Origin of the sequence: Paenibacillus sp. MAEPY2, from assembly GCF_000499205.1 — a bacterium.
Classification (GTDB): Bacteria; Bacillota; Bacilli; order Paenibacillales; family Paenibacillaceae; genus Paenibacillus; species Paenibacillus vandeheii.
Genome location: NZ_AWUK01000021.1, coordinates 1 through 14,398, shown reverse-complemented (window position 1 = coordinate 14,398; position 14,398 = coordinate 1). Strand labels below are relative to the sequence as shown.

The 14,398-nt window shown below is 46.1% G+C and carries 17 protein-coding genes; 16 read left to right on the top strand and 1 reads right to left on the bottom strand.

The annotated features are described in order from the left end of the window. The first annotated feature begins 5 nt into the window (after positions 1 to 5). The 15 genes from P364_RS0117275 (at position 6) to P364_RS0117205 (ending at position 12,459) form a co-directional block, all read left to right on the top strand. Positions 6 to 638 (top strand): MBL fold metallo-hydrolase, encoded by a 633-nt coding sequence (locus tag P364_RS0117275; protein ID WP_024631341.1) that lies wholly within the window; start codon positions 6 to 8, stop codon positions 636 to 638. Between the two features lie 346 nt (positions 639 to 984). Further along, positions 985 to 1,236 carry a hypothetical protein gene (locus P364_RS0117270; protein WP_024631340.1) on the top strand — a complete coding sequence of 84 codons (252 nt, stop codon included), beginning with the start codon at positions 985 to 987 and terminating at the stop codon, positions 1,234 to 1,236. A 109-nt stretch (positions 1,237 to 1,345) separates the two neighbouring features. Beyond that, positions 1,346 to 1,873, top strand: a complete 528-nt coding sequence (gene sigY, locus P364_RS0117265; protein ID WP_024631339.1) for an RNA polymerase sigma factor SigY — start codon at positions 1,346 to 1,348, stop codon at positions 1,871 to 1,873. 2 nt (positions 1,874 to 1,875) lie between these two features. Then, positions 1,876 to 2,214 (top strand): YxlC family protein, encoded by a 339-nt coding sequence (locus P364_RS0117260; RefSeq protein ID WP_024634553.1) that lies wholly within the window; start codon positions 1,876 to 1,878, stop codon positions 2,212 to 2,214. Continuing rightward, on the top strand, positions 2,207 to 2,440 hold the full coding sequence (locus P364_RS0117255) for a hypothetical protein (RefSeq protein WP_024631337.1): 234 nt from the start codon (positions 2,207 to 2,209) through the stop codon (positions 2,438 to 2,440). Before P364_RS0117260 ends, P364_RS0117255 begins: the two co-directional genes overlap by 8 nt. A 128-nt stretch (positions 2,441 to 2,568) precedes the next feature. After that, complete coding sequence (locus P364_RS0117250) at positions 2,569 to 2,952, top strand: hypothetical protein (protein WP_024631336.1); 384 nt, start codon at positions 2,569 to 2,571, stop codon at positions 2,950 to 2,952. A 305-nt stretch (positions 2,953 to 3,257) separates the two neighbouring features. Beyond that, positions 3,258 to 3,545 (top strand): Asp-tRNA(Asn)/Glu-tRNA(Gln) amidotransferase subunit GatC, encoded by a 288-nt coding sequence (gene gatC / locus P364_RS0117245; RefSeq protein ID WP_024631335.1) that lies wholly within the window; start codon positions 3,258 to 3,260, stop codon positions 3,543 to 3,545. 27 nt (positions 3,546 to 3,572) lie between these two features. Next, positions 3,573 to 5,030 carry an Asp-tRNA(Asn)/Glu-tRNA(Gln) amidotransferase subunit GatA gene (gene gatA / locus P364_RS0117240; RefSeq protein WP_024631334.1) on the top strand — a complete coding sequence of 486 codons (1,458 nt, stop codon included), beginning with the start codon at positions 3,573 to 3,575 and terminating at the stop codon, positions 5,028 to 5,030. Between the two features lie 26 nt (positions 5,031 to 5,056). After that, the gene (gene gatB / locus P364_RS0117235; RefSeq protein ID WP_024631333.1) at positions 5,057 to 6,496 is read left to right on the top strand and encodes an Asp-tRNA(Asn)/Glu-tRNA(Gln) amidotransferase subunit GatB; all 1,440 of its coding nucleotides are present in this window, start codon (positions 5,057 to 5,059) and stop codon (positions 6,494 to 6,496) included. Positions 6,497 to 6,617: 121 nt separating this feature from the next. Further along, positions 6,618 to 7,082: a GNAT family N-acetyltransferase gene (locus tag P364_RS0117230; protein WP_024631332.1), complete on the top strand. Its 465-nt coding sequence runs from the start codon at positions 6,618 to 6,620 to the stop codon at positions 7,080 to 7,082. A 33-nt stretch (positions 7,083 to 7,115) separates the two neighbouring features. Continuing rightward, positions 7,116 to 7,826: an MgtC/SapB family protein gene (locus P364_RS0117225; protein ID WP_024631331.1), complete on the top strand. Its 711-nt coding sequence runs from the start codon at positions 7,116 to 7,118 to the stop codon at positions 7,824 to 7,826. A 146-nt stretch (positions 7,827 to 7,972) separates the two neighbouring features. Continuing rightward, positions 7,973 to 8,566, top strand: a complete 594-nt coding sequence (locus tag P364_RS0117220; protein WP_024631330.1) for a hypothetical protein — start codon at positions 7,973 to 7,975, stop codon at positions 8,564 to 8,566. A gap of 26 nt (positions 8,567 to 8,592) precedes the next feature. After that, entirely contained in the window at positions 8,593 to 9,990 is a 1,398-nt protein-coding gene (locus tag P364_RS0117215; protein WP_024631329.1) for a DUF4097 family beta strand repeat-containing protein, read from the top strand. 174 nt (positions 9,991 to 10,164) lie between these two features. Beyond that, positions 10,165 to 10,587: a peroxide-responsive transcriptional repressor PerR gene (gene perR, locus P364_RS0117210; RefSeq protein WP_024631328.1), complete on the top strand. Its 423-nt coding sequence runs from the start codon at positions 10,165 to 10,167 to the stop codon at positions 10,585 to 10,587. A gap of 141 nt (positions 10,588 to 10,728) precedes the next feature. Beyond that, the gene (locus P364_RS0117205) at positions 10,729 to 12,459 is read left to right on the top strand and encodes a glycosyl hydrolase family 18 protein (protein ID WP_024631327.1); all 1,731 of its coding nucleotides are present in this window, start codon (positions 10,729 to 10,731) and stop codon (positions 12,457 to 12,459) included. Between the two features lie 121 nt (positions 12,460 to 12,580). On the opposite strand, the gene P364_RS0117200 is transcribed toward P364_RS0117205, so the two are convergent. Beyond that, complete coding sequence (locus P364_RS0117200; protein WP_024631326.1) at positions 12,581 to 12,985, bottom strand: YgzB family protein; 405 nt, start codon at positions 12,983 to 12,985, stop codon at positions 12,581 to 12,583. Positions 12,986 to 13,107: 122 nt separating this feature from the next. Here P364_RS0117200 and P364_RS0117195 point away from each other — a divergent pair, with 122 nt between their 5' ends. Next, a complete protein-coding gene (locus tag P364_RS0117195; protein WP_024631325.1) occupies positions 13,108 to 13,989 on the top strand; it encodes a nucleotidyltransferase-like protein in 882 nt (293 codons plus the stop codon). Positions 13,990 to 14,398: the final 409 nt, after the last annotated feature.

Below are 14,398 nucleotides of genomic sequence, written 5' to 3'. Positions count from 1 at the left end.
CCGATATGCTTAACATTCGTACATTTTCATTGGGACCGCTCCAGACCAATGCGTATCTGTTGCAGGGTGACGATCCTGATAAAGCTGTGATTATTGACCCCGGAATGAATCCGGGACCGTTGCTCAAAGCCATTCAGGGCCTGGAGATTGAAGCGATCCTGCTGACTCACGCGCATTTTGATCATATGGGCGGCGTCGATGAAATCCGCAAATTGAAAGGCTGTCCTGTTTATTTGCATGACTTGGAGAGTGACTGGCTCACAACCCCTAAGTTGAATGGTTCTTTGAACTGGCCGCAGGCTACCCCACCGCTTTCGACAGAACCAGCTGAATATGCTATGGACGAAGGGCAGACTCTGAATTTTATTGGTCATACGTTCAAAGTGTATCATACACCCGGACATTCACCAGGCAGTGTAAGTCTGTTATGTGGTGATGACCTGTTTGCAGGTGATGTTCTGTTCCGTATGGGTGTAGGCAGAACGGATCTTACTGGAGGCCGTGAGCGAGATTTGATTGATTCGATCCAGAACAAGTTGTACACCTTCGCGGATGAGGTCAAAGTATATCCAGGTCATGGTCCCAAAACGACAATCGGTTATGAAAAGAAGAACAATCCATACGTCTCTGCCAGATGATCCGACAATTTATGTGAAGAATGTCTGGACAAGTGACAACTTTTTCATTAGAATAGCAATTAGTTGTTACAAGCGATAAAGCACCATCTAACTGAGGCAATAAAAAGAAACACCCTAACTTGCGAAGCACGCAGACTGTGGTCTATACCCGGTTTGCGTTCTTTTTTTGTTTTCAGCCTCTTTTATATCCAAGATACATCCCGTTTAACCCTACATACAGATCAATGACAAGCTTCTACAGAAGATCGTTCTTTTCCATTTAGCAAGTCGAATCATAATAAGCTTGAGCTCTAATAATAGTCAGAAGAATCATGGAATAATAGCTAAGGAGAGCGAGGAAATAGAAGTGGAGAAAAAGCGAGTTATCCAGTTGGGACAACGTGCCGAGCATCTGATCATCGAAGAAAACCTTCGAGCAATGGAGAATGGCAAAATAGAATCAATTCCCCAGCGTCCTCAACTACATAGTTACATCAGTAATGAGATGAATCAAATCAAGGATCAACAGCAAAATATATGGAGAAGTCGTTTATTAAACAGCGGTGCCCACAACCAACCGTGGTTCGACAAACTGCAAGATTACCGAAATGAAGTCTGATTGCCCGGGAAATTGTCGGCTTCAGATTTTTTTTTTGGATTGAATTGAACGTTTCTGCAGAGCCTGTCGTAATAACATAAGACTTAGCGGAGAGCAGGTGACAATCCAGATGGAGGCAGCCGAACTGGAAGAAGTACAGAGGGCGATACAGGGAGATGACAGTGCACTGGCAGAACTGCTCCAGCGTCACTACGCTTTTGTGTATAAGTATCTTGTCAAAGTAACGATGGACCCTAACGTTGCGGAGGAGACGGTGCAGGATACCATGATTCGATGTATGGAAAATATTCAAAGGTACGATGGTTCGTCTGCCTTTTCGTCATGGATGATTACGATTGCGACCCGGATATATATTGATAAGACGAGGCGCAGGCGAAGAGAGCAGATCTGGCTGGAGGCCGTTCGCAACCAAGCTGTAAGAAAGTTGCGATGGCAATTCGAGAGTCGGAATGAAGAATGGACGGATGTCATGGATGCCATGACAAGGTTAACGCCTGAGCATCGCATAGCCGTTCTTTTGAAGCATTATTATGGATATGGATATGATGAAATTGGTGAAATGCTGGGTATTCCATCTGGAACGGCGAAGTCGCGTACAGCCTATGGTCTTCGCCAATTGAGAAAGGAGCTGGGATGAGCATGAGCAGATCTGAAGAACAGGATGAACAAGAAATTCTGGCACGGATGCAACAACAGATGAAAGTGCTTGATGATGCTTATGAGCCTGTAAACATCCCTTCATTAGCCTCACTTGAAGCCCAAGTTAAGGAACGAAGGCAGCTAGGAAGGCGAGCCAATCGGATCGAATTGATTTTGTTCTGGATTGTGGGACTATTCATTATCGCCTTTGGTGCATTATTATTACACTCGGCTCCGGCGCTATATTTGGGTATTCAGGCTGCTAGCTTGGTCGCAGCGATTGCCGTGGCTGCCATCTGGTCAGGGCGACGCCGGAAGGAGACGACTCATCATGAATGATCTTCATTATTCATTAGAAGAGATTCCGCTCGTATGGCTTATTCTACTTGCCATTGTACTGCTTGTTCAGGGAACATGGATCTTTCGGGATGCACGCAGGCGTGGCCGTTTTCCCTGGTTATGGGGATTGTGGGGAATCACCAGTTTCCCGATGCCTTTGATCATATACTGGTTTGTTGCTGTTCGAGCAGACCGCAGGCCCCCTAAGCAAACATCAAAAAAATAATAACATTATGCAACAGAAAAAAGATTTTGCACAAATGTTTTGTTTAATTCTAGTAATCGTAGACAGCGCTATTCTTTTCTAGTAGACTATACAAATAATAAAAAGATAGACTACCAGGAGGTTAGACGATGCTGCGATTAGGAGAGAAGGTTGTCATCGTCGCGGATGCGTTTGAGCAGAATCTTCCTGTGGGGGAATATGGTTTCATCATCGCTTATGACCGGAATCCGGACAATGCGTTCGATTACGTTCTTCGAGTGCCGCAGGTGAATCGGAACTTTTTTGTTCCATCCGGCGACGTCGATCTGGAAGAGGTTCTGCTGAAGCAGGAAGCTGAGCGGGTCGAGCGGGAAGCGTTGATAGATTACGCCCTTGCGACACACAATGAGAAACTGTTTCATCATCTGATGAACGGAGACTTTCAAGCTGTGGAAGAGGAAGAGGAAACCGCGAACGATGTTATGTCACAGGCGGATTTTATAAAGCAGGTTAATCTGCGTGCATGGATTTAGAATTTGAAGAGTCGGCTGATGCCGGCTCTTTTTTGATTAGATTTAGAACGGTTGAACTTTGAAGCGCGTGTAATCTTGATATTGCATGTGGTAATTTTGCTAAATGGGTTTTGAAATATGCATTACAGGAGGACTCCACCGTTGTGGGGTTATTTTGCATATTCGGCAACTCGAGTCGTATGCATTGAATTGTCGAACTATCTCACCTATAATGAAAAAAGTTATCTTGGGACTTTAGCCCGTTAAACGAACGATTCGTTTTCGGCGGTTTCAGGAATTAGAACGAATGAAGGAGGCATCCGGAAATGAGTATTTCGAATAATGACGTTCAGCATGTGGCCAAGCTGGCCCGGCTTAATTTGACTGCTGAAGAAGAGCAGACCCTGACAGGGCAGCTGAACGCGATTTTAAAATATGCTGAGAAGCTGAATGAGCTGGACACTGATGACATTGAACCTACCACTCACGTGCTGCACGTCAGCAATGTGATGCGTGATGATGAGACGAAGGAAAGTTTGTCAATTGAACAGGTGATGCGCAATGCACCGGAAGAAGAAGACGGGCAGTTCAAAGTGCCTGCAGTAATGGAATAACGGATAACCGGAAGGAGGAAGAATTACGTGAGTTTATTTGAACAATCGTTGCCGGAGATACATAACAAGCTGCACGCCAAGGAGCTGTCGGTAAGCGATCTGGTGGATCAGGCATATCAGAACATTGGTGCACGTGAAGAGAAGGTTAAGGCTTATCTGGCACTGGATGAAGAACAAGCGCGTGCTCGTGCACGTCAACTGGATGATCGACTCGTCAGTGGCGAGGAGAAAGGGTTGCTTTTCGGTCTGCCAGTCGGCATTAAGGATAACATCGTGACAAACGGACTTCGCACAACCTGCGGCAGCCAGTTTTTACGCAACTTCGACCCGGTATATGATGCAACGGTTGTCGAGAAGCTGAAAGCGGCGGATACCGTCACGATCGGAAAACTGAACATGGACGAATTTGCCATGGGCGGCTCCAATGAAAATTCAAGCTTTTACCCTGTACGTAACCCATGGGCACTCGATCGTGTTCCAGGTGGTTCCAGCGGTGGATCGGCTGCTGCTGTGGCTGCTGGAGAAGCTTATTTCACATTGGGATCAGACACAGGGGGCTCCATCAGACAGCCCGCTTCCTATTGCGGCGTTGTCGGTTTGAAACCTACCTACGGACTCGTTTCACGTTTTGGTCTGGTTGCATTCGCATCCTCCTTGGACCAGATTGGACCTTTGACGAAAAATGTCGAGGATTCTGCCTATGTGCTGCAAGCCATTGCTGGTTATGACGCCAAAGATTCGACATCCGCGAAAGTGGATATCCCGGATTACTTGAGCGGACTGACAGGGGATGTCAAAGGGCTTCGCATCGCTGTTCCGAAGGAATACATTGGTGAAGGCGTTGATCCGCAAGTAAAAGAGACCGTTCTTTCTGCCTTGAAAGTCCTCGAAGGACTCGGCGCAACATGGGAAGAAGTATCTCTTCCGCATACCGAATATGCGGTGGCTACGTATTATCTTCTCGCTTCTTCGGAAGCTTCTTCGAACCTGGCTCGCTTCGACGGCGTGCGTTATGGTGTTCGTGCAGACAATCCGGAAAACTTGTTGGATCTGTACCACCAGTCCCGCAGTCAAGGTTTTGGTCCCGAAGTAAAACGACGCATCATGCTTGGAACCTATGCACTCAGCTCGGGTTACTACGATGCGTATTATTTGAAAGCTCAGAAAGTGCGTACGTTGATCAAACAGGACTTCGACGACGTATTTGCCAAATATGATGTCATCATTGGACCAACTGCGCCAACAACGGCATTCAAACTTGGTTCCCAAGTTGATGACCCACTTACCATGTATCTCAATGACATTCTGACCATCCCGGTCAGTTTGGCTGGTGTACCTGCAGTCAGCATCCCTTGCGGATTCTCGGATGGCCTACCTGTAGGCATGCAGATTATCGGTAAAGCCTTTGATGAAACGACCGTACTGCGCGTAGCACATGCGTTTGAACAAAATACGGAATTCCACAAGCAGCGTCCGCAGCTGTAGACTGCCAGGAACGGAGGAATATAGAAATGTCCGCATCTAAATATGAAACGGTCGTTGGACTTGAAGTCCATGTCGAGTTGCATACAAACTCCAAAATCTTTTGCGGCTGCTCCACTGCCTTTGGAGCTCCGCCCAATACACATACTTGTCCGGTCTGTCTCGGACATCCAGGCGTATTGCCTGTATTGAATCGCCAAGCTGTAGATTACGCGATGAAAGCAGCCATGGCCCTTAACTGCACTATTGCTGATGTCAGCAAGTTTGACCGCAAAAACTACTTCTATCCCGATTCTCCGAAAGCTTATCAGATCTCACAATTTGATCAACCAATTGGTGAGAACGGCTGGATCGATATTGAAGTCAACGGTGAAACGAAGCGAATCGGCATTACGCGTCTTCATCTGGAAGAAGATGCAGGGAAGCTTACCCATGTTGACGGCGGCTATGCTTCATTGGTCGATTTCAACCGTGTCGGTACCCCTTTGGTGGAGATTGTCTCCGAACCTGAGATTTCATCCCCGGAAGAAGCGCGTGCATATCTTGAAAAATTACGTGCCATCATGCAGTACTGTGATGTGTCTGATGTGAAGATGGAAGAAGGCTCCCTGCGTTGTGATGCCAACATCAGTTTGCGTCCGTATGGACAGGAGAAGCTGGGGACGAGAGCCGAACTGAAAAACATGAACTCCTTCCGCGGCGTTCAGCGTGGTCTGGAATATGAACAGTATCGCCAAGCGGAAATTTTGGACGACGGCGGTGAAGTGGTTCAGGAAACTCGTCGCTGGGATGAGGCTCAAGGGAAAACACTGTCGATGCGTGGTAAAGAGCAAGCCCATGACTATCGTTATTTTCCGGACCCTGATTTGGTGAAGCTGCATATCGATGTAGCCTGGAAAGAACGGATCAGAGCTTCCATACCGGAGCTTCCGGACGAGCGTAAAGCCCGTTATACTGCTGACTATGGTCTGCCTAATTATGATGCAGAGGTTATTACGTCATCCAAAGCGGTCGCTGATCTTTTTGAAGACAGTCTGAAATACACCAAGGATGCCAAAGCCGTATCCAACTGGATTATGGGCGATTTGCTCGGTTATTTGAATACAAGCAACCTTGAATTGACTCAGGTGCCACTGACTGGCCAAGGTCTGGGTGAGATGATTGGATTGCTTGAAAAAGGTACAATTAACAGTAAAATCGCCAAAACGGTATTCAAGGAAATGCTGGAGAGCGGCAAGCTTCCACAGCAAATCGTTGAAGAAAAAGGTCTGGTCCAGATTAGTGACTCAGGTGCCATTCTCGCCATTGTAGAGCAGGTTGTTGCGAACAACCCGCAGTCCGTGGAAGATTACAAGGCCGGCAAGCAGAAGGCCATTGGTTTCCTCGTTGGTCAAGTCATGAAAGAAAGCAAAGGCAAAGCCAATCCGGGACTGGCCAACCAACTGCTTACAGATGTACTGAACCGCTAATCCATCCGGTGAGGCCGGACAGAAAGAGGCTCGTCCCTGTGACAGCCTCTTTTTGTGTTAGGGGTACAGGTTTGATTTCGTTGTCCTGGATTCAGTGATGTACAAAGGAGATGAGGAAGGTATGAAGATTCAATCGTTGTCTTTGAACGATGTGGAGATGGTAGGTCAGTTGTGGCGGTTACAGCATGTGTCTTATCGGCTTGAAGCGGAAATCATCGGATTTCAGGAAATTCCGCCTTTAATGGATACGATGGAGACACTGCAGAATTGTGGAGAGACTTTTTATGGCTATCTGGACACGGATGGCGAATTGATTGGTGCGGTTGCAGTGGATGAGGAAGAGATCAATACATTGACGATTACACGAATGATGGTGCACCCTGAACATTTTCGTAAAGGAATTGCTGCTGCTTTGATGACGTATGTGTTTGAACAGCATTCGAATCTTCCGCGTTATATCGTTTCTACAGGAACGTTGAATCAACCAGCCGTCCAATTGTATACCAAATTCGGTTTCAAACCCGTGGAAGTTGTACAGATTGCACCGGGAGTGGAATTAACGACATTTCATAAGAATAAAGATTAATGATGTAAACAACGTGGAGGAGGAATACCGGTTTTGGGCAATCCCTGGTTGATAGATGAGTGGCACATTTTATTGCGATTATTACTGGCTATGCTGCTTGGGGGGCTTGTAGGCCTGGAGCGGGAACGTTCCAATCATGCTGCCGGTTTGCGTACCCACATTCTGGTATGTCTTGGATCTGCACTCATTATGATGTTATCTGTTTATGGTTTTAAAGATTTTGCCAATGAATTAAATGTTAGGATTGATCCGGCCCGTTTGGCGACAGCCGTTATTACTGGCGTTGGGTTTCTCGGAGCGGGCACGATTCTTTTTACCGGAAAGTCGATTACCGGACTGACAACGGCAGCTTCCATTTGGGTGGTGGCAGCCATCGGACTGGCAACAGGTGCGGGATTCTTTTTTGCTTCCATCGTGTCAACAGTCTTGGTATTGCTTAACCTCTGGGTTTTCAATAAGTTGGAGCTGAGGTATATACGGGGAAACAAACTGCATGTCGTTACGCTTCATACCTTGTCTGAGCCCGGCTTTCTGGAACAGGTATCTTCATTTCTGGAGCAGGAGAAGATCAAAATCCGTAAAATAACGGTTAATGAGCAGGATTTGGCTTATGCAGAAATGATATCGGTTGAACGCAAAATTGAAATTGTGCTGCATGTTTACATGCCACATGAGTTCAGTGCAGTACAGCTTGTATCCAAATTAAGACAGTGGGAACATGTAACGAAGGTGTCGGTCGAATAAATGAATTAAACCCTCTGAAGCCTTTAGTGCCGGAGGGTTTTTGCTCATAACCATATTTCTTCCAGTTACTCTCCCGGCTCTTTAGGGTACTATCTAACCAAATGCATGAAGAGCGGGAACATCAGCCCGGAAGAAAGGAGTCGTTTATGAATCGGAAACGTCAGTCGAACATTCATTCCAGCGGAACGCGAGGAAAACCTGTCCGAAATCGGACTCACAAGTTTATTGCCGGGTTGCTAAGTGCGGTTATTCCCGGTCTGGGCCATATCTATCTCCGACTATATATGAGAGGTCTGACTTTCATGATGCTTGTGCTTCTGGACCTGTCAGCACTCTTGTACTTCTCATCTATTGGAATACAGATCAATGTACCATTGCTTATCCTGCTGGCATTGTTTATTCCGGTAATTTACTTTTACAATGTATTCGACGTATTACAATCTGCGGACTGGGTGATGATGCGCAGAAGAAGAGCGATTACTCACAATAGCTCGGACAAGCCGATCCCTAATGAACGTTCTGCAGGGGAAGCTATGATGGTGTGGGAAAGAGGCATTTCGTTTGGGCTGCTTCTTATTGTAGGAGGATCGCTGTTGGTTTTGTTCTTTCGCAAACCGCGTTGGTTTAAAGAACTAATCGCTGTGTATGGCGGATACACTTTTGCTGTTCTGATGATCGCAGGAGGACTTATCCTTTTTGGACGAGAAATCTGGGTCATGCTACGCAAGAAGAAAATCTAGTGTGAACTATTCAAGGAGGGATAGCCATGAACCGTAAAATCCGGGTCGGCCGCTATACGGCTGCCGCTTTAATCATAGCTGTCGGTGTGCTGTTGATTTTGGATAAACGGTGGGGAACGGACTATGTATATGAAATGGTCGACTGGTGGCCCCTCTTGCTCGTAGTATTGGGTGTGGAATACATACTGTTGTTCTTAGTAACACGCAGAAGAGGGAATTTAGCTTCAGATCAAGGTGACAAAATTAAAATGCGCTTCAGACCCGATGCGAAAGGTATCCTGACTTCCCTTCTCCTGACAGCCTCTGTATTTATCGTTACAGAGCAGGATCATTACATGCATTTGTGGAACAGGGTGAGTCTTAATCTGGGGGCGGCATCTATGGATTATAGCCAGGCTGCAGGGTACATGGAAGATAAGGGTACGATTCGGGTGCCTGTTGGTATGGATACTTCGGACATTATTGTTGAGGGAGTGAACGGGGATATCTCGGTACAGCGAGGGGACACGGAAGAGATTGAAGTACGCACGGTAGTTTGGGTGGATCAGACAACCGAAGTACAGGCCAAAGCTGTGGCAGACGCTTCCTTTGTTGAGACGGACGGGACAAAAGTAATTCATATCAAGACGACAGGCAAAACGTACGGAGAAAACGAGAAAACACAACCACGAATGAATATTACCATAACGATCCCGGATGATCGTCGTTTCAATCTCGATATTCGAACGTCTAATGGAGCCATATTACTGAATCGTCCGGAAGCCATTAGTACCATTTTTGCTGAGACAGGGAATGGACGTATACGAATTACGAATGCCGTAGGTGATATTTCGGGTAAAACACTGAATGGTGATGTCATTGTGGCAAATGCGTTCGGAAATGTGGACTTGAACAGTAATCGAGGGGATATGAAGGCCCGTGGAATTTCTGGAAATGTGAATCTGACTACACAAGTCGGAAGTATTAGCATCACCGACTCGGTTGGAGAGATCACAGCGGATACCAGAAACGGAAGTATTAATGTAGACGGCGCAAGTTTGGCGGTCAAAGCTCAGTCCCTCAATGGAAGCATAAGCATTGTATCCGCCAAAGTAGGCGGTGACTGGGACATTTATAGCGCTGTAGGTGCGATTAACATTCTGCTTCCGGAGCGTGGGGATTATAGCCTTAGTGGTTCCAGCAGTTATGGAGATTTGCAAACGGATCTGCCGTTTACCGTGAAGAATAAAACGATTGAAGGCCAGCTTGGTGAAGGAGAGTATACGGTTAAAGTTGAGGGGAACAGCGACCTCACTATTGATCGTAATCCTGCAGTGCCTCCTGTTGGGACGAATACACTGGATTCGGAAAATACGGATGATAACTTGGAACAAATGACCGAAGACGGACAGAATTCCCAAGACGAAACGTCTGAAGTTCCCTGACTGGCGCGTTGACAATAAACTTGCAATCGCCGTACAATAAATATAAACTGGCAAGGTTACACGGCAGGGGAAATGTAATGCTGCTGTTCCAGCCGAGGATCAACTCTGAAAGAAGAGACTACATGATAATGCTTTTGTCTCTACAGAGTAATGAAAGGTAAGGCGGTGGGTTTTATGGCAACACGTGTCCAACATGCGTTGGAGCATCTGAAAACGACCGGTGTCCGTATTACACCCCAGCGTCATGCCATATTGAATTATCTGATGGAATCCATGGGGCATCCGACAGCCGATGAAATTTACCGTGCGCTTGAACCCCAGTTTCCCAGTATGAGCGTGGCGACTGTATATAACAATTTGAAGATGTTTCTGGAAGCGGGCATGGTCCGGGAGTTGACATACGGAGATAACTCAAGTCGCTTCGATGCCAATGTGACGGATCATTACCATGTTATCTGTGATAAATGCGGCAAGATTGAAGACTTTAGTTATCCTTCGCTAAAAAGCGTAGAGCTTCAGGCGGAGTCAAGTACAGGATTTGAAGTACATGGTCACCGACTGGAAGTATATGGTGTTTGTAAAAGTTGCAGGGATTAAGAGAGTTGAATTACAATATTAACGTGCAGAATTCAGTTTGGATTCTTCACGTTTTTTGTTTTTAGGACGATAGAAGGTATATAGCTCTCAGCAGGTTAGATATTTTATGATTCAGCATGATTGATTAACGGAGGTAGAGGTTTGAGTAGAAAAAGCAGATATACACGTCAGAAGCGCCGCTCGTTCTGGCCTGGATTTTTGGCTGCCTGTGTTATTGCAGGTGGTGCTTATTGGCTAATAACGAATGTTTGGCTTAGTCAGAGTCACGAAGACCCCGACTGGATTGGCATGAATCAACCTATTTTTGTGGACGGACAATTGATGGATGGCGAGGCTGCAGGAACGGGAGATCAGCTTAAGTTGCCTGTATCGGTGCTGCAAGAGGCGATTGATTCCGGAATACGTTACGAAGCTGACACAGGAGATATCATTATTGCAACACCGCAGCGAGTGCTTCATATGAAGGAAGGTAGTACGAAGGCAGAACTTAATCATCGAGATTATCCTATGACGGTTAAACCGGAGGTCGTTGGGGGAGAAGCTTATATTCCGCTCAAACCACTCAAAGAAGTATACGGATTAGCTATACAGGAAGATGCTACAACGGGTGCTGTGATATTGATGCGTGGAGGCGACACCATTCAGTATGCAGAGATTGATACCTTGTCTTCCAAGGCAGACAAAACGGTTCCTTTGTATAAGCGTGGGGGAGCATCTTCTCCCATCATTGCCGATATGGAGCAGGACGCACGAGTAAGAGTTTGGCAAACGGGTGATGACCAGAGCTTTGTGCAGTTGGATAATGGTTATGCCGGTTATGTAGCTAATAAATATGTCACCCTTACGGAGAAAAAGGAGCTGGACAAGCCCCCATTCACACTGACCGCAGCGGAGAAAAAGTGGCAGAATAAACCGGTAAACCTGGTTTGGGAAGCCGTATACAATCGACAGCCTGATGTGGCTTCGATCGGCAAAATGCCAGGAGTCAACGTCGTCAGCCCCACTTGGTTCCATATTACAGATGGACAAGGCAACGTAAAAAGCAAAGGGGATAAAGCATACGTCAACTGGGCTCACCGTTCCGGTATGGAAGTGTGGGCCTTGATGGATAACAGTTTTGACCCGGATATTACGAAAGAAGCCGTGGCCTCATATGAGACACGTACGCATATTATTGAGCAGATGCTGGAATTTGCACAGACTTATCATTTGGACGGCATTAACATTGATTTTGAGAACGTCTATACAGACGATGGACCAAATATCACTCAATTTGTCCGCGAAATCAAGGCGATGGCGCGTATACATGGCTTGATGCTCTCGGTTGATGTGACGCCGAAATCGAACAGTGAGATGTGGTCCGCTTTTCTGGATCGTCGCTCGTTAGGCTCTTTTGCCGATTATATTGTCGTTATGGCATATGATGAGCACTGGGCCGCAAGTCCAAAGGCTGGTTCGGTTGCCTCGCTTCCTTGGACCGAATCTTCTATGAGACGGATCCTGGAGGAGGATGAAGTACCCTCGAACAAATTGATTATGGCTGTACCGCTATATACTCGAATCTGGACGGAAGAGGCCAATGATCAAGGAGAAGTGAAAGTGTCTTCCAAAGCGGTAGGCATGAGTACCATCGCAGACCTGATCAAGGAAAAGAAACTCAAACCTGTCTTAGATAAACAAAGCGGACAGAATTATGTGGAATATTCCGAGGATGGAGCCACCAAGAAAATCTGGCTAGAGGATACCGTTTCGCTTCAGGCACGTGTTGATTTGGTTGCTTCGCTGAAATTGGGAGGCGTAGCTGCATGGAATCGAAGCTTTGCCGATGCATCCGCATGGGAGACGCTCAAACAGGCAGGGTATTCGAAATAGACCTGAAATAGCTGTATTGAACTTATATCAATTATTTTAAAAGTCTTTCTGAATTCAAAAAAAAGGTCCGGTGAAGATACCGGGCCTTTTTTCTGTCTCTGGGCTTTGATGAAAAGAACATCTAGCTGTTGGAACTCATGCCATGATCTGTGTCGGAAGGGGATGGAGGTGTGGAATGCGCTTTCAGCTGTGAACTTGTTATATTGGCCTGATTAGGGTCCAGGGTAAGGATGGTGTGACAGAACATACAACGATCCGTCTTGCCGAGCATTTTGGTTAACTTGCCACATTCCGGACAGTCCACTTGTACAGCGCTTGTGGAAAGCATACCAGCCCAGAAATAAATGGCCAGACTAGCCATCATGGCAATCAGTCCAATCACAAGTCCCACAGCGGCAAATACTTTACCCGCGTGTCCCCAGAACACAATTCCGGCAGTTCCCAGTACCATTAGGCCCATGCCTAGCATGGTAAGTAGTAGTCCCCAAGTGCGAAAAGCATTAATTTTTGCTGATTTAAAAATCATGAAAAATGCTCCTATCGTATGAGTAGTATCGGACCTGGATAAGAAGGAAACTTTAGTCAGCATGTAGAATTACATTATAACTGACTTGGCGCTTATCTGCCATGAATTGTATGGAGGGAATCGTGGAACTAAAGAACCTTGCTTTTTTGTCCGAACAGTCGGAAGAGACAGGGGCAGTTGGGGCTATCGCTTATTCCCACCCGGGAGAGCGATTCCACGGCTCCCTAATCCAGGATTTTGAATTGCTCGTACTTGTTGTTCATAATACCGACCAGTTGATATCCAAGGTTGGACACTACAAATATGGTGATGTTCGTTATCAAATGATCTATGTCAGTCGTCATGAATTGCAGAGCAGTGTAATTACGGGGGATAACAATAACATCATGCAGTGTCTGATTGAAGGGGAGATCATCTGGGAAGCGGATAACGCCTTGAGCGATTTGCGAGAGGAACTATCTGCTTTTGGAACCGAATTGCGTGAGCAAAAGCTGCTTCATGAATTCGCCAGTTTTTTAAAAATGTATGTGGAAGCCAAACGTTACATTCAAGAGGGTCATGTTGTAGATGCCTACTACAATGTGCTTGAAGCACTGGGGAACTGGGCGCGAATTGTACTCATTGAGCAGGGGATTTACCCGGATCATGCTGTCTGGACACATGTGCAGAGTTTGGATCGTGCTTTGTGGAAGCTATATCAGGAGCTTACAGTAAGTTCGGAGACGCTGGAACAGAGAGTTGAGCTTGTACTGCTTGCTTGTGAATTCTCAGTGATGTCCAAAATGAGCGACTGCTCCAGATTGCTTCTGCGTGTGCTGGGAAGTCGAAGGGAACCGTGGAGTATGGATGAACTTGTCCATCATCCGCAGTTGAGATTTGTACGGGAGGATCTGCCGCTCATTCTTCGTAAGCTGGTATTTCGTTCTATAGTAAAAGAATCGGCAGGTTGGCCATCCTTTATAGGTGGAGATGGACGGGAAATCCGTTATTGGGTTGAGGGGTGAATACTCGTAAAGCCGGCCGCAAAATGGTAAATAACGTAGGAGGGGAAACCTTCCTTTTTTGTTTGTTTAATAATTTATAAAAAGAAGTTGACTCTTATTCAGGAAATATGATACATTATATTTCGTTCCTCAAACGAGCTTATCGTCAACAAATGATAAATTCTGCACAGGAAATCGTGAAGAGCTAAAGCTTTAAAAAAAGAAAATAAAAAAAGTTCTTGACGGAAACGAACGAAATGTGTTACATTATTTAAGTCGCCGCCGAAAACGCGGTTGAGACGAAAAAAGAGTAACACAAATCAAGTTTGATCTTTGAAAACTGAACAACGAGTGAGTAACGATCTTGCTTGCAAGATCGACGCTGAGAAATCGGTACATGCCTTCGGGTTGTGTGATTTCGAAGCATAAA

Bases quoted from the DNA above. Each gene is read 5' to 3' on its own strand.
- P364_RS0117275 (WP_024631341.1), top strand. From the start codon at position 6: ATGCTTAACATTCGTACATTTTCATTGGGACCGCTCCAGACCAATGCG.
- sigY (WP_024631339.1), top strand. From the start codon at position 1,346: ATGGAGGCAGCCGAACTGGAAGAAGTACAGAGGGCGATACAGGGAGAT.
- P364_RS0117260 (WP_024634553.1), top strand. From the start codon at position 1,876: ATGAGCAGATCTGAAGAACAGGATGAACAAGAAATTCTGGCACGGATG.
- P364_RS0117255 (WP_024631337.1), top strand. From the start codon at position 2,207: ATGAATGATCTTCATTATTCATTAGAAGAGATTCCGCTCGTATGGCTT.
- P364_RS0117250 (WP_024631336.1), top strand. From the start codon at position 2,569: ATGCTGCGATTAGGAGAGAAGGTTGTCATCGTCGCGGATGCGTTTGAG.
- gatC (WP_024631335.1), top strand. From the start codon at position 3,258: ATGAGTATTTCGAATAATGACGTTCAGCATGTGGCCAAGCTGGCCCGG.
- gatB (WP_024631333.1), top strand. From the start codon at position 5,057: ATGTCCGCATCTAAATATGAAACGGTCGTTGGACTTGAAGTCCATGTC.
- P364_RS0117230 (WP_024631332.1), top strand. From the start codon at position 6,618: ATGAAGATTCAATCGTTGTCTTTGAACGATGTGGAGATGGTAGGTCAG.
- P364_RS0117220 (WP_024631330.1), top strand. From the start codon at position 7,973: ATGAATCGGAAACGTCAGTCGAACATTCATTCCAGCGGAACGCGAGGA.
- P364_RS0117215 (WP_024631329.1), top strand. From the start codon at position 8,593: ATGAACCGTAAAATCCGGGTCGGCCGCTATACGGCTGCCGCTTTAATC.
- perR (WP_024631328.1), top strand. From the start codon at position 10,165: ATGGCAACACGTGTCCAACATGCGTTGGAGCATCTGAAAACGACCGGT.
- P364_RS0117200 (WP_024631326.1), bottom strand. From the start codon at position 12,985: ATGATTTTTAAATCAGCAAAAATTAATGCTTTTCGCACTTGGGGACTA.